The sequence below is a fragment of the Candidatus Flexifilum breve genome, assembly GCF_016713355.1.
On sequence record NZ_JADJPI010000037.1, the window covers coordinates 47,978 to 64,396 of the forward strand.

Consider the following 16,419-nt stretch of genomic DNA (forward strand, 5'->3'; position numbering starts at 1 on the left):
GAACTGAGGCTGGCGGTCACCGTGCGAGGACACCATGAGGAAGATCTGCATCATCAGCGCGCCGTCGAATTTGGGGCTGACGCCGCCCGCGCCGGGTCGCGACCCCGGGACGGTGCGTGCGCCGCTGGCGCTGTTCAAGGCGGGGCTGCTGCAGCGCCTGCGCTACAAGGTGTATCACGGTCTCAAACCCGCCGACTATCAACCGCGCGTCACCCGGCGCACACGCGTGCGCAACCTCGAACGGCTGCGGCAGTTCTCGCGGCGCTTGGCGCGGCATGTGACCGAAAACGCGCCGGATTACTTCCCGCTCGTGATCGGCGGCGACAGCAGCCTGCTGATCGGCGCGCTGCTTGGCCTCAAGCGGGTGGGGCGCTGCGGGCTGATCTACCTGAGCGGCGGCGCGGACTTCCTCACCTCAGAGACCTCGACCAGCAAAGCGGCGGCGGGCATGACGCTCGCGCTCGCGACGGGGTACGGCTACGACAAGCTCACCAATCTGGAGGGGCAGCGCCCGTATGTGCGCGATTCGAATGCGGTAGTGTTCGGCAACCGTGACATGCTGGATCGCGAGTCGTACCCCGGCAACCTGATCTTCGAGACGGATGTGAGCATCCTCACGCTGGATTATGCCCGCGAAATTGGCCTCGAAATGGCGTCGATGCTGGCGGTGGAACTGCTCAAGCAGCGCGGCGTCGATGGCTTCTGGTTGCACTTCGACGCGTCGGTGCTGGACTGCGAGGTCATGCCCGCGGTCGCCGCGCCGCTCCCCGGCGGCATGAGCTACGCCGAGATGATCACGGTGCTGCGTGTGTTCCTCGACTCGGGGCTCGCGGTCGGCATGGACATCACCGGGTTTGACCCTGACCGCGTGCCGGACGAGGAGTTCACGCGCCTGTACGTCGACGCGCTGATCGAGGCGCTGCAGCCCGCCGAAGAATAAGAATACCCCTCACCCCCAACCCCTCTCCCACGCAAGCGGGGAGAGGGGAGACAGCACTGCTTTTGCTGGCTTGCCGCGGACGCAATTCGTTACGTCCCTACACAAGCGCCGTTCTCTCGTAGGGACGCGATTTATCGCGTCCGCAACATCCCCAGACCGACCTGTAACCCGTTTTCACGGTTTACCCCCTCGCTCTACTTGCGCAGGCAAGCAGGGTGAGCTGGTCGATCTCCATCTTTAGGCGGATCTTTCCGCCACCCACTTGACTCTAATTTAGACTGGTCTAAAATTAAATATAGATTTGTCTAATCAGAATTCCGGGGGGAACTATCATGGAAAACATCGCATTGGATCGGTTGGTGATTGAAAGTGTGCTCGCGATTTTCGTGTTCACGGTGCTGGTGGTCGGTTCGCTGGCGTACAACGCGCGACTGTGGATGCACGACTATCCGCCCGTCATCCGTGACCTGCAAGCGCCGCTGACCGCGGGTGAAAAGCGGCTGCAAACCGGGCTGGCCGCCGTGCTGTTGGTCTTGATCGTTGGCGGGCTGTTCCTGTCGGGGCAGGCGCTGGAGTCCGTCAGCGGTGGGAGCATCAGCTTTGTGGCGGTGTTCGTCCACCTCTACATCATCTTCAACGTGGTCAATCTGTGGGACGCCGTCGTGCTTGACTGGTTCATGATCCTCGTGCTCAAGCCTGCGTTCGTGTTCCTGCCCGGCTCCGAAGCGCACATGGACGCCTACACCAATTGGCCGATGCACATCACCAATTACTTCAAGGGTGTGGTGATCGGCGCGGTCATCAGCGCGGTGCTCGCGCTGGCGGTGGTGATTCTGTAACCATCAGCCTCACCCCTAAATCCCCTCTCCCAAGGGCGAGGGGACTTCAAGAACGCGCGCGTTTCCCCTCTCCGTTCGGAGAGGGGGCAGGGGTGAGGCCAATCAAAGAGGCTTAACGGCATTCTACGCACTTACCGCCTTGTCTCGCCCACCCACGGGAGGGGCTTGCCCCTCCCTACAGATCTGCCGTGTTTCGGAGTGCGCTCGCCCCTACACCTTGATCCCCGACCCAAGCCGCTCCCCGCATTTGCGCACTTTGGGCTACAATGGAACTGGAAGAAACGAGTCGTGTATGCCCAAGCAAATGACCTACTGCCCCGTGTGTGGGCACAACCTGACCACCCGTGAAGACGGCGGACGCATCCGCCAGGCGTGCGCCAACTGCGGCTATGTGCATTACGTCAACCCCGTGCCGACCGTCGGCGTGGTGATTGAGATGGACGGCGGCATCGTGCTGATCAAGCGCAACCGACCGCCGCACAAAGGCATGTGGGCGCTGCCGAGCGGCTACATCGAAGCGGACGAGAGCGCGGAAGAAGGCGCGATCCGCGAGGCCGAAGAGGAGACCGGGCTGAAAGTCGAAATCCTCGAACTGGCGACGGTCAATTCCTACCCCGAAGGCCCGCCCCAGAGCGGCATCATGATCTTCTACCGGGCGCGTCCGGTGGGCGGCGAACTGCACGCGGGCGACGATGCCGACGATGCGCAAGTCTTTTTGCCGGAAGACCTGCCGCTGCTGCCGTTCCGCACGCACCGCGAGATGATCGCGCAGTGGTTGGAGCGGCGCGCAAAAGCTGAGCAGGGCGGGGCGAACGGTCGCCATGTGGAACGCGCCGACTTCATCATCCGCCCGGCGGAACTCTCCGACGCGCAGCAGATCATGGCGCTGCTGCATCTCATCCCCGCCAACCGCGACCTGAGCGCGACGACTGGCGCGAAGTCTTTCAGCGTTTCCGCGAGAGCGCGGGCCTTGAGGTGTTCGTGGCGGAAGCTCGCCAACAGCCACCGATCCTGATCGGCATGGTGGCGCTCTCGATTGTGCGCGGCCTGACCGAAGGGCGCGGGCTAATCAACGACCTCGCCGTGCTGCCCACCTATCAACGGCGCGGAGTAGGGACGGCACTGCTCGAAGCGGTGATGCGGCGTGCGGAACGCTTGAACCTTCATCACCTGATGGTGAACTCAAGTCGGAACCCACATTTAGATCTCCCGAGCGTTTTTGGTATTCCTGATATGTCTCTTTTGGTGATACACCTTCGTCAAGGGCAATCACACACTCCGAACCCCACTGAGCCGTTAGCTTCGAGCGAATATCACGCCAACGACGGAATGGAAAAGCCTTCATCAGCGTGAGCTGAGTTGCGCCATCGTCAATGAGGTTTCGTATCACTGCTAAATCTTCTTCTGACCAACGGTAGCTGGTAGTGCGTAGCGATTGTCCGCCGCGAGCAATGAAATCTGCATAGGTTTCGTGCGGGCGTAGATACGCAGGGGAAAACACAACACGCTCACGCCAGCGATCAATCTGCTGACGGATTTGTTTCCATCGCTTCTCGGGAAACGCGGCACTTATATCAGCCTGCGAGGCTCCAGCATCAACGAGAACAAGCAGCTTGTCGATATTATGTTGTGTCCATCCTTGTCCGACAGTAGGTTTCTTATTCAGCCGTAGCTCGTCTTTGCTTCCATCCCGCCAGTAAACAATGAGTCTCATTCCCTTGTAGCGTTCCACATCAACTGCCTCAATTCGGGCGATAAATGCCTGTAAAACGATGTGCTTGTCATCCCGTGACATTGAGGGCCATTCAACGACTGACGCTGCAAATGTCGCCTGCAGCGACTGCATCATTTCATAGTGCCGGTTTTCTGTTTCTATCGTTTCAAGCTCTGCTCTGAGGCGATCACGCTCATTTTTCGTCGCTTTATACCGTGCTTCCACTGCCTGAATAAGGCTAACCTCTGAGAGAGTCTCTAGGCTGGTCACCATGTTCTGGAGTGCTTCTTCGTGAGCGGCCAGTTGATCTCGTTTATGTCGTTTTTCGCGCTCAATTGACTCAGAAAACTGAGCCATGTTTTGTTTCCATACATCCGCATTGAAGGTTGCGTACAGTTTTTCATGAAAGTGGCGAACAAGCGCTTCGTCTACCCAATCCGCGGTGCGTTCCCAGAGTGGGATGCACTCCACCAAATCGTGTTCGACCAGTAGGTACATATAGCACTGTCGTTTCAGGACGTATTGTGTGCCGACTTGTTTCCAGCGATTATTGCTGTAGCCATAGATTAAGCCTGAAAACAAGGGGCGCTCTACAGGTCGCTCACTATCTAAGGTCGGACGTGCGTTTTGATTGACAGGGTGGTATGTTGCATTAGGACTGCCGTCGAGGTCATATTTCGACAGGTAGTTAAACGCCTGCATGAACTGCTCTTGCGAGATAATCGGCGGATGGTTGTTGCGACGAATTACCTCATCTTGGAAGCACCAATGGCCGATATAGGCGGGATTGGTCAGGATGAGCCATAAACCACTGCGTCCGGGATAATATCCGTCGCCGCGCTTCCGCATCCGATAGTTGGTCGCAAATCCTTCGGGTGGTAAGCAGGTTGTAGGGTCAGGATAGTAAATCCGCTCCTTACGAATTCGGCGGAGAGCTGTGGCAATCGAGCCGCCACCTTCTATGAATATTCGAAAATAGGTACGAATGACTTCGGCAAATGGCTCAAACGGGACATATTTGTACCAATGAGGGTTAGGGCTGCCGTCGGGAAGTGTCTTACGGGTATCGACCATGAACCCGGGTGGGAGATTGGCCCCAGCCCATCGACCTTCACGCATCAACCGCTGTTTCGCTCGGTGCAGCTTGCCGATGATGACTGTGTTGATGTACTCCGCTGCCATTTCGCACTTGAAGCGAAATTGGCGGGCATGAAAGACGCCGAGCTGCTCATGAGCAAAGTCATACACCATGCTCGGAGTAATGACCAATACCCGTGCTTCTTTGCACGCTTGGATGAAGATGTTGACTTGTATTTGCGTGACGTCGCGAAATAAGCGGTCTTCGTCTTGACAGGCAACAGCCCGAATTCGGCGTTCTACGATCAAATCGAAGAGCGTTCGCATCCCCGGGCGTTCGTCAATGCGTTTCGTTCCACTGACACCTTCGTCCATGTCTATCAACACGATGTCGTCTTGCTTCCAGCCCTGTTGCTGAAGGTACAACGCCATATCGATAGTTTGAATGTCAGTTGAGATGTTTCCAACTTGTGCATCGGTGGATTGGCGGTAATACACGGCTACTTGATCGTCAATGGGAAGGTGTGATGCGTTGTTTATGCTCGACTGCTCGTTCTGCTGTGATTTAAGAAAGCGCCTGCTCATGTTCGTCTCCTTGTTTCACTTGCTTTGAACTTATGCGGTTGGTTTTTCTACGAAGATAAGCGCGAAAGAGAATGGCATACGCGGTGTTGAAATCAATCTTGGTTAGGTTAGAGCGAGGAGGGCGGGGGAGAACCGATTGATGCTGGAGAGAAATGTTTTTCATACACCGTGATAGAAAATAAAAAGCCGCCAACGCTGACAAAGCATTGACGGCAAGATAGGCAATATGAATAATTGCACCTTAGCCTGCCTCGCTGCTTCCGTCAGCGTGGTGGGTTAGCTCTCGGTTGGTGTTACCAGCACCTGCCGGGAGCGTCACTTGTATACACATAGATACACTATAAGCTATTTTGATCGCGTGTCAACGTGTCGGGAACGATACGCCGCCGCTGCGCCTCGCCGAAACCGCTTCGGCGGGGGAAAGAGTAAACCCGCTATCGTGTGTACTACTCGTGCGAGATGAACTGCCTCTCTTGAATATTGTTCATAACGGAATAAACGGAGTTCATCGTCATCCCGTCGTTGTGCATACGCAAGCCTGACCTTTCGAAACCCTTTATAGGATGCCCAAACTATAAGCCGTTCCAGCTCGCGCTTGCGATTCAAAGTTTTTAGACTGTACCAGACGATTGGTACAAATCCACTATTTTTATTAAGGTGGGGATTATTGACCAATGCCATACTATGAGTCTTGATCAACGTAGCAGAGAAGTCAACTGGGCAAAAACTACTTGATTATGTGTGACGCTCTAACGGAACTTACTACGTTAAACGAGTAATTCTCATAACATTCTCCGCATAAGGGGGATTGATGGGTAGCCGGTATGCCAGCCCCATGAGCTATGTAGATACATCGTCTCTGTCGCTAACGAATCTATAACCAACTCCGACTACAGTCTCAATGTAATTTATTCCTGAGGAGTCGGAACTCAGTAATTTTCTTAACTCCCATACTCTGACATCCACCACTCTATCATTGAATTCTTTGTCCCAACCCCAAAGCGCATCCAATAGTTGCTCACGTGAAAAGATCTTATTAGGGTGTAACATAAAATGACGCAGCAGTGCAAATGCTTTTGGAGTGATGCTAACTTCCTGCGATGCTACAAATACACGGTGCTGAACTTGATCGAGGCAAAGACTGCCGAGGGTCATCACTCTTTCTTTGGCTGAAACCTGTTTTGCAGTTGCCCTCTTTATGACGGATTGTATTCTGGCGACAAGTTCAATGACCTCTGTAGCTGTTGAGATGTAGTCGTCCGCCCCCTCTGACAAACATACGGCCGCTTCTAAGGGATCGTGGTGTTCGACTGCGGCAACAAACGGGATTAAGTCGCCACGATTGTGCAAAGCTTTAACTAGTGAACGCCCACTACATCTTGTTGAATCGCCAAATAGGATAATTACGGTTGGTCGATTGATCTATCCCCCAAAAAACTGGCTCATCCGCTAAGTTGGTCCAAGTGGTAAGGAACGAGCCAGCACTCCTATACGAAGCAGATCAAGCTTGGCTCGTCCATACATCTGGCGTTTCAATAACTTCAGACGACAGATGTGCCCCTCAACCGGGCCGTTGCTCCAAGGAGAGCTGAAGGCATTGCGAACCGCATCGAGATCGTGAAGCAGCCCCAACGCAAATTCACGGAGGTCGGGAAATTGGGAATGGGTGCATGTTTTAAGCCATTCATCGAGGAAGTCAGGGGAATGTGAGCACAGCATCGTATGGAATTGTTGGGCCAAGTCATAAACCTGCCTGCACGCCGGGTCCTGGCAAACATGAGTAAGCAAGACCTTATCATGGGTAGAAAGCTTGTCTGGCAGCCGCACAAACAACCAAGCTAGGTGACGAGCGGCAGGCAAGGCGAAGGTGGAAATGACCGGTAGGGGAGCTGCTTCCTTGGTCGAAGATTTCAACTGACGCTGCACATGAGCCCAGCGAGCAACTTGCTGGTAACTGCCCTTGTAGCCGCGAACCTGAATTTCCCGGTAGAGCTGGCTGGCGTTCGTACAGTCCGCCTGCCAACGTTGCTGGAGATAGGTTAAGTGAGCATCCAAAATACTGGCACGCGGTTGAGTAGGTATTCGCTCCGGAAACGTCTTCGCCTCTGTATAAAGCCGAACTGTGATGCGATGCAGGTTCAGCAGGCTAGCGATCTTTCGTTGGGAAAGTCCACGAGCGAGCAGGTAGTGAACCATTTGGTAGAGTTGGTAACGCCGCAGACGGCTCGCGTCTGTGGTCGCTTGTTCGTTGGCGGATGGAGGTCGTAATCTCCTCGAGCGCGAGGAGTTAGTGACCGTCAGTAGCTCTGTTGAAGGAGGTAAGCTTCGTAAGCGTTCATGGAGCCGCCGGAGCACTCGTTCTAGAGTTTCGCGCAGGTTCTTGAGTAAATGCCAGCGGTCAGCGACCTGTTGGACCGTAGGACAGACTTGGTTCACCGCCAGAGCATAGTCGCTGAATCGGTCCCGAGTAATCACTTCAATGCCGGGATGGGCTTGGAGCCAAGCAGCCAAAGTCGCAGTCGTTCGGTCGGGCAGCAGGTCCACCGGCACGCCACGTTCCAAGTCGACAAGGATCGTTCCATAACGACGCCCTTTGGCGAACGCCCAGTCGTCAATCCCCACCACCTTGGGATTGCTCAGCGGCTTGACGGTGGTTTGACGGAGGATACGCAAGACGGTATCGCCGCTGACGGTCATCTGTAGTTGGCGTGCGAGTTCGGCTACCTGCTTCACCGCCCAGCGCTAAACCAAGCTGTCTCAAGACTTCACTGAGACGGGTACTTCGGCGAGCATATGGCGATGCAATTTCGGGTACTCTTTCCGTGAAAATCAGTTGTAAACACCCGGGATTTCGGCAACGGAACCGGCGTACCCGTAACCGCAAGTGCACTGCCTTCCTCCAACGGCAAGTCACCGATGCGCCGCAGATAATGGCTATGAATGGAGGTGGAGCGGAATCCACAGGCAGGGCAAATTGCATAACTGCGCGTTGCCTCCGCCTCAAGCTCAATTCCCGTGTCCACGACTTTCACTTGGTGACAGAGAAATCCAGGCAAACCGAATGGAATTGTCGCAGTCGTCATTGAGTCTTTTGTCTCCTATTAAAGGATACTATTGGCTGACGACTCTATTTTCCTTTATGCTCGCACCAACTTAGCGGATGAGCCAGTCATAGGGGGCAGATCAATGGGATGCTCAATGCGACTGGCTGTTATCAGTGCCCAGTACCGTATACCTTGCGGGAAAGCTCTCGGTAGAAGGTTTCTCCGCGCATTTAACCATTCCGAGCCTCGACCAACTGTATGCCAAGAAGTAGAGGAAACTCCTGAGTCATTAAAACTAGTACCACGACCCTGCCTTGTAAAATATCAAGCCGGAGACATTTGCGACATTGATCGGAAAATGGACGTTTGTACTATAGAAATATGAATATGACGATGTATTGCGTACTTCATTGAAGGAAAAGGCTGCAAACATGGGCGCAGACATGCTGGTCAAGCAGTACTTTGAGAGTGAAATGCAACAGTATCTGGAGGAGGTATTTACAGAGATTGATGATCGGACAGTCGTATTTGAAACACAGGATGATGATATCAGAATTGAATCCGCGCAGCGTAGTCCTTGTGACAAATACGGGTATATAGGTTCTATTTATCCTGAAGAATACTTTGCATGGAATTGGCAGCGTTTCCGATGCCTCGATCAACGCACAGTGGACGTAGTATTCTTAGAAAATACCAATATACTCGTTGTTCGCAAGGGGGGAATTCCCGGAAGAATTCAGACAAAGCAGGCCGAGATGATATCCGGCCACTAAGTACTTCGTTTACCGATTTGCCTGATGAAGCACTAAGCTTACTGCAAAGAAGAATTCCATAAGCCCAACGATGATCTAAGCGCTCTAACACGGGGAACTCTTTATGGCAGATAGCTTGGGTCAGACGAAATACAAGATTTTGTCTCAGAATTGTCGCAAAAACGTTCGTATTTTGTACTACTTTTATTCACTGAAAAGGACTGTTATTATGACAACAGCCGTTATCCTCCAACACGTTTTCACTGAACTATGCCAAAACCACACACAATCGCCTACTTACGGGTCTCGACCACTGAGCAAGACCTTGAGAAAAACAAGTTCGACATTCTGCACCTCGCTAATGAAAAAGGGTTGGGGCAAGTGCAGTGGGTCGAAGAAACCGTGTCGGGGCGCGTATCATGGCACAAACGCAAGATTGCTCAGGTACTAAACCAACTACAAAACGGCGATACCCTGATTGTCAGTGAGCTCTCGCGCTTGGGGCGCTCGATGCTAGAGTGCATGGAAATCTTGTCGATTGCGTTTCAAAAAGGCATATATCTTTATGCGGTCAAGGGAAACTGGCGTCTCGACAATTCCATCCAGTCAAAAATCGTTGCTATGGCCTTCTCCATGGCAGCGGAAATTGAACGAGACCTAATCAGTCAACGGACGAAGGAAGCGCTTGTAGCCCGCAAATTGGCAGGAATAAAGCTAGGGCGTCCTCAGGGTATCGGGACAAGCAAGCTTGATCGATTTCGTCCAGAAATTGAAGCACTGTTGAAAAACGGTTCAACTCAACGGTTTATTGCTAATCGCTACGAGTCGACACCCGCTAACCTCAATCGCTGGTTAAAACGTCATTGCATTACCCGTTGATTGGACATTGACTTCATCAACGGGACTACCCTTTGTCTCAGGGATCAATCTGACTAATACTTATCCCATACATCCAAATCGGTGATAACAACACTCACGAACTCCTCGAGGTAAACTGAGATGATCTGTCCTTCGCTGTAACGCGTACCTTTACTTGCCATGAAACTATCCTCCTCCTGATGGCATTCTATGTCCGATAGTCTCACTTTGCTTCGACTAGATTTTTGGGGGATAGATCACGGCCCGTCGCTTGGGATAGGTTATGACGTTAGATGTTGAGTACTATAAAAATAACTGTTACCCCGTTGACATACAATTTCAAGATTGTCTCTAAATTTCAATTCTCCTGCACGATCGTAAATATTGCGTTCTGTATGGCCGTAAAAGATAAAGTCGATGTTATAGAGCCTAAGTATCGGTTCTGTTTCGTGCCACGTTAGGGCATTATAGAGAGTTGCAATATCAGCAACACGATTGCCCGCTGCTTCAGAGTAAGTGTTTCCGCGCCATTGCGACTCATGACCAGCCCAGCCCATAACAATTGGTATACCTGTCAGAGCAGCTACTCTTCCATACCCCGGATCATACGAATTCCCAACGGCCTCAACAACAACGGCCTCATCTCTGCCAACATAATCGCTTAAACATTGGATAGCAGCATAGTCATCAACATTATTAGTAAATCCTCTGCCAGAATCTAGAGTAAGCGTCACATTCGAAACTGCCCGCCCTGTCTCAATATAAGAACGGACATGTATTGCGAACACTGGGTACAAACCGCCCAATAATACTACTAAGCAAACAGCCAAAGTCATGATAAACACCGTTCTTTTCCTGATCTCCCTGTTTGCCAGAACAAAGTAGAAGCCTACTGAAGATGTAATTGCGAACATGAGCCAAGCTTGATAGTAAAACTTGAATACTGTATTCATGCGAGTAGCAAAGACGTCGCGAAGAAAAATAAACTCGGGAAGTAAAGTCAACAGCAATGCCCAACCTATTAATAAATATAAAAAATATTTAGTTCTCCAATATAATGAAATCTTTTTATATTCATTTTCATGTCTTTTAGAGAGTAATAAGCCAATAACGATACTTAGCCCTCCTAGAATCAGAAGCAAAGTTGGAATACCCGAAACCCGACGACCAAGTAGTTCTGCCAAGATCAGAATAGTTCTGTTAATACTGTCTGGCGATACTGTGTGAGACATCTCATTATCAAATACCCACTTAAACATAGTGAAAAGCGTGGAGAGCGCAATGAGAGAAAAGAAGAAAATAGACAATATTTTTGCTGATAATTTCATATTAATTATATTTCTATAGTAAATAGCTTCGACTATAAGAAAAATACCAAGGAGGATTATGAAAGGGCCGAAAATCAGAAAATACTGAGGCATTGTAGTAATGTATATCGAATTAAACTCTATGCCTGCTGCTTGGGAGCGAAATGTGAGTAAAAAGGGCAGATATAGAATCACTGACCCAAGCACCAACTTGAACACAAATGAGGTGAGTTCAAAAGCATCGCTTGCCGTCAATGTTAAGCGACCATTGCCCCAACCTCGCCGGAGAAAATCACAAACTACTACTAATCCAAAGTAAATTGGAGCATCCCACGTGTTTAGAAAGATTAGAAGTCCAACAAATAGACAAAAGAAAGTAATCACGATGTTATCAAGTTTGCCAGAGCTGAAAATCACACTCATGGCGATCGAGATCGCTACAATGGCAAATGGTAGGGACATTACATGTGGATGGCTATCAGCCAGTAGAAAACTAAATTGCGGAAACTCTGTTATCGGTTGTGCACCGATTGCTACACCATCTAATCCTATATCATTTATAATTCTTGATGCACGGAACCACCACCATGTGTCCCAAGTAGAAATATCCCTCTGAGGCATATTATTCGGAGTCAGGCGCTCTGGAGTGTTCCAAAAGGATAGGTAAGAGTCAGAGGCTAAACCAGTTTCATAAGGTATCTCAACTAGAGGAAACTGAAAATTCCCAATTATTAACGTACAGATCACTGCTAGAATACTACATCCAACAATTACTGAATTTCTTCGAGTTGCAGTCTCAGTACTTAAATCTTGAGTTGATTTCCGAATCAAGTTGTAAGTTGCGCCAAATACGCCACTTCCTACTAACGCAAATACGAGAGAAACATAGAGGTTAAAGCCTGTTGGCGACGAAACATTCGTCAACATTGAAAGTACAGCTGCAATAATGTATCCGAAGTAGTAATAACTGATCGAGTATCCTGAGAGCCAAGCATCATTCGGTGGGAAATTATTGCTTCTCATTATTGAACTTATGAACATGAGGTCCATGGGTTTTTCTGTCGAACGTAGTTCATTTTGATGTGCACGAACTATTGCCCAACCAATAAACAAGATGAGAAAAATAAGCTCGCTTAGAACAAATTGAAGTTTGTGATGTCTCCAGTAATGCTTTAAGTCGTCGATTAATTGACTTCGTGAACCGGTAAAATACCCAATTATCGAAATGAGAGTCGATATCGTAATCGAGAATAGAATATTGCCAAGTGTATTTTGCAGAAACCCTAGAGTCGCAAGCAACCAATATATGTAGCAGACGAGCCCCAAACCAATAACGCGTGCTAGTGTTATTCCATAATCAGGAAGTGACCTAAATAAGCGGATACACAATGGCACCGTGGTGATTCCAATTGCTGTTGTTACCAACCACCACGAAAGAACGATACTCCCTTCACGCACTACCCAATCCACCAGCATCTTCTTCACCTCTATAGGCTTCAGGACTTGAATTTGTTAGTATATCAATAAATACGCTTATACCAAAAGCATTCACTAATTACCCTCTTAGAATAATTCATGCGAACTAATGTTACTGTACTTAAGTGTTCTGTACAAATTTGAGCGAAGCATCTCAGTCCCAATAGTATAAATATGTCAATCAGGAGGTTTATATGCTGAATGAGATAGGTTCATTCAAATTACTCTTAATTGATATTGAATCTCAACGACTAGGCGACATAGAACGATTTCTAAGTATGGGCGGTTTTTTGGTGCATGTATTATCAGATTTGAACAGCGTTTTTGAACAGATTAGCGCCTTTCAACCAGACATGATCATATGTGAAATAGGTGTCTTGCCCTTTAATGGTCGTGAACTTGTAAGACAGTTGCGTCGAATTGGCGATCTAAGGCCAATAATACTTCTTACTACAGATTGTGATGCAACAGAGCGGGCTATTGTATTGGAAGAAGGTGCAGATGATGTGTTGAACAAACCTATTGTGCCATTTGAGCTTATGGCACGTGTACGCGCAATTTTGCGACGGGTATCATCAAAAACTTCGATATCGAACCAGAATAAAATTCTACATTGCGGTGAATTAACCTATGACCAGAGAACAAGGCGTGCAAAGATTTATGGCAACGAAATTGAATGCACGCCACGTGCTCTTTCCTTGCTAGAGTATCTTTTAGCTCATGCAGGTGAAATTGTAACACGAGAGCAATTGCTTGATGATGTTTGGGGATGGGACTATGCAGTTGGAACTCGAACAGTAGATACGCGTATTACAGAGCTACGTCGTGCTCTCAAGGACAATGCGCATTCGCCGGACTATATTGAAACCGTGCGAGGTATCGGCTACCGCCTCCTCTGCCCCTCGGTTTAAATTAAGCTAAGTGCTTCATCCGGTAAATGAGTTAAGAACGCATTTTGCGCCAAATATAGGGTTTGCGACGTTCATTCCAGTAGCGGGTCGCCACTGAAATAGCTGCTGTGAGGTCGTCCGCGTCTTCAAAACGACGCCCTTTCAAAGCCAATGAACGTAAGGTCTTCCACCACGGTTCAATCAGATTGAGCCAAGGCGCATAGGGGGTTGAAAAAGAAACCGAACCTGAGGATGAGCTAACGCCCATAACAACATATCCAACGTTTTGTGTGAGGCGAGATTATCTAATATCAGGATCACCTCGCCTAGCCAGTGGGCGACCAGCTGGTCGAGGAAGGCGAGAAAATGGACTGCGCCCCGACCCGGGGCGATGTAGGTCGTCGCCTGACCCGTCCGGGGTTCAAAGGCGCGAAAGACCCAGACGTTTGCTCGTCGTCCTGAACTCCGTCCCTTTACCCCGGACGAGCAAACCTATCTTGAAAAACTGCGCCGGTCACGAACCGCGGCCCAACAGCATGTGGAGCGCGCCACGATTTTTCTGCTGTATGCAGCAAACGAATCCGTCGCAGCGATTGTAGCCGCGGTAAACCGCCGTCCGGAGACCGTATGGAATGTCGTGAAGCGCTTTAACCAGCATGGAATAGCCAGTTTACAGGACATCCCCCGGAGTGGGCGCCCGCTAACCTATGGCGAGGAGGCCAGAGGACACATGGTTGTGACCGCCACAACGCATCCTCTGCAGTTGGGATTGCCTTACAATCAATGGACACTGGATCGCTTGGTGGAGTATGTCAACCAACACTTGAACTACCCCATCTAGCGCAGTCAGTTGGGGGCGATTCTGGAACACGAGGGCTTGAAGTGGTATCAGGAAAAAACCTATTTCACGGAAAGACCTGATCCCCAGTTTGTGGAGAAAAGGGGGCGATTGTGAGTTTGTACACAACGCCGCCGCCTGAAACCTGTGTGTTGTGTGTCGACGAGATGGGACCGGTGAGTGCCAAAACCTATCCAGCGGCCCGCTGGTCAGCCCACCGACCGCCCCTCACACTGGATTATTTTCGCTTCGGCATCTTTCCCTCCTTCCTTTTAGAGTAACTCATTTACCGGATGGAGCACTAAGTCTAGTTAATCTGCGCATATATTGGCACTGTAACAATTGGTGTCAATTCTTACAGCAATTGAAATTAGTTTTCAAGACAGGTTCAAAGCGTTTCATGCCATTTCCAATTTGAAATATGCCCATAACAATTTAGCCCTATTATATGCACTATCCGGTGTCATAGTGGCTTAGATGAGATGGAATCTATTGAACCCAGTCTAGTTCTAATGTCAAGGTACTTCATTCTATTCGTTTTCCTGAGCGCAATCGTAAAGAAGTATGGGAAATTTACCGTATTGGTGGAGACAATCCGTAGTTTTGACTTACTTCCTACTAGGTTAGTACGCCTGTGCGCTTATGCAGTATGTATAGCCGAAACATGTATAGTGATGTTGTTGGCTCTAGGAGAACAAGGGGTTAAGGTAGGTTTTCTATTGTCGAGTATTGTGTTATTCATTTTTCTCTTTACTGTATCATCAGTTCTAGTTCGAGGAATCAACACGACGTGTACGTGTTTTGGGTCGTCAAACAAAAATATAGGATTCTACGAAATCTTCCGGAATTCTTTTATGCTGGTTGTTAGCATAACTGGCGCAATACTTAGCAATACAACGCAAAGTGTAATTTTCGAAACTATAAATCTTCCTGCATTTCTCCCTTCATTTCTGACTGCAACAGCCTTAGCACTCGTTTTAATAAAACTCGGGGGAATTACTATTAGGACAGATATATAAAGCTAATGCACAAGGGTGGAGGAGTAGAAGTGGACAATATCTTCGGACTAGCCCTAATAGCTTTAGGGTTGATAGTCGCATTCAATCTCTTGCTAACTCTCGCACTTATCAAGAAAACTAGTATTCTTCCCAATCCGACCACACCAAGTAACTCACCTCTTCCGGTTGGAAGCGCAGCGCCTACATTTCTAGCTGAAACTACAGACGGTGGAGCATATAGCCTATCAGATTTTGTAGGGAGAAAGCTCATCCTAGTTTTTGTTTCCCCCACTTGCAACCCATGCCTCATGAAAATGCCTGAGCTAATCAGATTGAGGTCCAGCTTATTGAAAAAGAACATTTCGTTAGTGATTACAAGTATAGCGTCTATGGAACAAACGAGGCAATTAATCCACCAGTTCGAAATTGATTTCCCGATTCTTATTGCTCCTCGAGGAGAAAACAGTTTAGTGGAAAACTACGCCGTCTATGCCACACCCACTTTTTGTTCTATCTCGGAAGACGGAAAAATTGAAGGTGGAGGAGAGCTAAACAGTGAATGGACTACCCTGGTTTCTGCCCTCGAATAAAACACCTCCACTCAGTCCAGGTTATGTACCTAATACGGAAAGGTAGGTCACGAATGATTTGAACAGATGCTATCGTTAGGCTCGTTTTCTTTAACCGATGTGGTAAACCGCATAGAAAGGGATGCAAAATGACTCCCAAGTTATTGGAGTTTGTCAACAAGCTGGTTGGACAGTTTGAGCCACTCAATCAGGTCATTCAAAACGTCGGGAACTTCTTTCTTCCTCAAATGAGTGCTGAGGCTGTAAGTTGTGGCTCCTACCTCTATACTGCAACATGTGTTCAAAACCTTGTACCATCGGGCATATGCGGCTCATGTGGTGGCCAACAGTGCTACACAGCGCAAACCTATGAGTGGAGAGTTTATGTCAACGGTCGTACGACAGGATCACGTATTGGTACTGCAACTGTTTGTCAGGACTACTCAAACGGCTGCAGCAACACCTGCACTCCATAATTAGGTGAACTCAAGCAACTGCTTCAGTAAGGTAGTTGCTTGAGTTAGTTATTGAA

14 protein-coding genes and 2 pseudogenes are annotated in these 16,419 nt (G+C 49.4%); 10 read left to right on the top strand and 6 right to left on the bottom strand.

Going from position 1 to position 16,419, the window contains the following annotated elements:
* The first annotated feature begins 34 nt into the window (after nucleotides 1–34).
* The 4 genes and pseudogenes from IPK17_RS31150 to IPK17_RS40780 all read left to right on the top strand — a co-directional run.
* The gene (locus IPK17_RS31150) at nucleotides 35–940 is read left to right on the top strand and encodes an arginase family protein (RefSeq protein ID WP_343421630.1); all 906 of its coding nucleotides are present in this window, start codon (nucleotides 35–37) and stop codon (nucleotides 938–940) included.
* Between the two features lie 332 nt (nucleotides 941–1,272).
* Nucleotides 1,273–1,779 (top strand): hypothetical protein, encoded by a 507-nt coding sequence (locus IPK17_RS31155; protein ID WP_343421631.1) that lies wholly within the window; start codon nucleotides 1,273–1,275, stop codon nucleotides 1,777–1,779.
* Nucleotides 1,780–2,083: 304 nt separating this feature from the next.
* On the top strand, nucleotides 2,084–2,794 hold the full coding sequence (locus IPK17_RS31160) for an NUDIX hydrolase (protein WP_350341674.1): 711 nt from the start codon (nucleotides 2,084–2,086) through the stop codon (nucleotides 2,792–2,794).
* Nucleotides 2,749–2,913 (top strand): annotated as a pseudogene (locus tag IPK17_RS40780) (GNAT family N-acetyltransferase); the annotation flags it as partial. The gene IPK17_RS31160 and the pseudogene IPK17_RS40780, both read left to right, overlap by 46 nt.
* Here the strand turns inward: IPK17_RS40780 and IPK17_RS31165 are convergent.
* The 3 genes from IPK17_RS31165 to IPK17_RS31175 all read right to left on the bottom strand — a co-directional run bounded on the left by IPK17_RS31165 (nucleotide 2,849) and on the right by IPK17_RS31175 (nucleotide 7,888).
* On the bottom strand, nucleotides 2,849–5,155 hold the full coding sequence (locus IPK17_RS31165) for a recombinase family protein (RefSeq protein WP_343421633.1): 2,307 nt from the start codon (nucleotides 5,153–5,155) through the stop codon (nucleotides 2,849–2,851). The pseudogene IPK17_RS40780 and the gene IPK17_RS31165 overlap by 65 nt on opposite strands.
* Before the next feature lie 840 nt (nucleotides 5,156–5,995).
* Nucleotides 5,996–6,505 carry a winged helix-turn-helix domain-containing protein gene (locus IPK17_RS31170; RefSeq protein WP_343421634.1) on the bottom strand — a complete coding sequence of 170 codons (510 nt, stop codon included), beginning with the start codon at nucleotides 6,503–6,505 and terminating at the stop codon, nucleotides 5,996–5,998.
* Nucleotides 6,506–6,604: 99 nt separating this feature from the next.
* Nucleotides 6,605–7,888 carry an ISL3 family transposase gene (locus IPK17_RS31175; RefSeq protein WP_343421635.1) on the bottom strand — a complete coding sequence of 428 codons (1,284 nt, stop codon included), beginning with the start codon at nucleotides 7,886–7,888 and terminating at the stop codon, nucleotides 6,605–6,607.
* 742 nt (nucleotides 7,889–8,630) lie between these two features.
* Between IPK17_RS31175 and IPK17_RS31180 the strand changes: the two genes are divergently transcribed.
* On the top strand, nucleotides 8,631–8,972 hold the full coding sequence (locus tag IPK17_RS31180) for a hypothetical protein (RefSeq protein WP_343421636.1): 342 nt from the start codon (nucleotides 8,631–8,633) through the stop codon (nucleotides 8,970–8,972).
* 249 nt (nucleotides 8,973–9,221) lie between these two features.
* Nucleotides 9,222–9,830 (top strand): recombinase family protein, encoded by a 609-nt coding sequence (locus IPK17_RS31185; protein WP_343421637.1) that lies wholly within the window; start codon nucleotides 9,222–9,224, stop codon nucleotides 9,828–9,830.
* 260 nt (nucleotides 9,831–10,090) lie between these two features.
* On the opposite strand, the gene IPK17_RS31190 is transcribed toward IPK17_RS31185, so the two are convergent.
* Entirely contained in the window at nucleotides 10,091–12,592 is a 2,502-nt protein-coding gene (locus IPK17_RS31190) for a DUF2298 domain-containing protein (protein WP_343421638.1), read from the bottom strand.
* Nucleotides 12,593–12,786: 194 nt separating this feature from the next.
* On the opposite strand from IPK17_RS31190, the gene IPK17_RS31195 reads away from it, so the two are divergent.
* Entirely contained in the window at nucleotides 12,787–13,503 is a 717-nt protein-coding gene (locus IPK17_RS31195; protein WP_343421639.1) for a response regulator transcription factor, read from the top strand.
* A gap of 31 nt (nucleotides 13,504–13,534) precedes the next feature.
* Here IPK17_RS31195 and IPK17_RS31200 read toward each other — a convergent pair whose 3' ends face one another.
* Nucleotides 13,535–13,750, bottom strand: a complete 216-nt coding sequence (locus IPK17_RS31200; protein WP_343421640.1) for a transposase — start codon at nucleotides 13,748–13,750, stop codon at nucleotides 13,535–13,537.
* A pseudogene (locus IPK17_RS40785) lies at nucleotides 13,684–13,890 on the bottom strand (hypothetical protein); the annotation flags it as partial. The gene IPK17_RS31200 and the pseudogene IPK17_RS40785, both read right to left, overlap by 67 nt.
* A gap of 130 nt (nucleotides 13,891–14,020) precedes the next feature.
* On the opposite strand from IPK17_RS40785, the gene IPK17_RS40790 reads away from it, so the two are divergent.
* From IPK17_RS40790 to IPK17_RS31205, 3 genes are all read left to right on the top strand, one after another.
* On the top strand, nucleotides 14,021–14,323 hold the full coding sequence (locus IPK17_RS40790; RefSeq protein WP_350341667.1) for a helix-turn-helix domain-containing protein: 303 nt from the start codon (nucleotides 14,021–14,023) through the stop codon (nucleotides 14,321–14,323).
* A 509-nt stretch (nucleotides 14,324–14,832) separates the two neighbouring features.
* A complete protein-coding gene (locus tag IPK17_RS40795; RefSeq protein ID WP_350341675.1) occupies nucleotides 14,833–15,339 on the top strand; it encodes a MauE/DoxX family redox-associated membrane protein in 507 nt (168 codons plus the stop codon).
* 29 nt (nucleotides 15,340–15,368) lie between these two features.
* Entirely contained in the window at nucleotides 15,369–15,908 is a 540-nt protein-coding gene (locus tag IPK17_RS31205) for a peroxiredoxin family protein (RefSeq protein WP_343421641.1), read from the top strand.
* Nucleotides 15,909–16,419: the final 511 nt, after the last annotated feature.

Excerpts from the sequence above, each read along its gene's own strand:
- IPK17_RS31185 (WP_343421637.1), top strand. The coding sequence starts at position 9,222 with ATGCCAAAACCACACACAATCGCCTACTTACGGGTCTCGACCACTGAG.
- IPK17_RS31165 (WP_343421633.1), bottom strand. The coding sequence starts at position 5,155 with ATGAGCAGGCGCTTTCTTAAATCACAGCAGAACGAGCAGTCGAGCATA.
- IPK17_RS31150 (WP_343421630.1), top strand. The coding sequence starts at position 35 with ATGAGGAAGATCTGCATCATCAGCGCGCCGTCGAATTTGGGGCTGACG.
- IPK17_RS40795 (WP_350341675.1), top strand. The coding sequence starts at position 14,833 with ATGTCAAGGTACTTCATTCTATTCGTTTTCCTGAGCGCAATCGTAAAG.
- IPK17_RS31155 (WP_343421631.1), top strand. The coding sequence starts at position 1,273 with ATGGAAAACATCGCATTGGATCGGTTGGTGATTGAAAGTGTGCTCGCG.
- IPK17_RS31180 (WP_343421636.1), top strand. The coding sequence starts at position 8,631 with ATGGGCGCAGACATGCTGGTCAAGCAGTACTTTGAGAGTGAAATGCAA.
- IPK17_RS31190 (WP_343421638.1), bottom strand. The coding sequence starts at position 12,592 with ATGCTGGTGGATTGGGTAGTGCGTGAAGGGAGTATCGTTCTTTCGTGG.
- IPK17_RS31195 (WP_343421639.1), top strand. The coding sequence starts at position 12,787 with ATGCTGAATGAGATAGGTTCATTCAAATTACTCTTAATTGATATTGAA.
- IPK17_RS31160 (WP_350341674.1), top strand. The coding sequence starts at position 2,084 with ATGACCTACTGCCCCGTGTGTGGGCACAACCTGACCACCCGTGAAGAC.
- IPK17_RS31200 (WP_343421640.1), bottom strand. The coding sequence starts at position 13,750 with ATGGGCGTTAGCTCATCCTCAGGTTCGGTTTCTTTTTCAACCCCCTAT.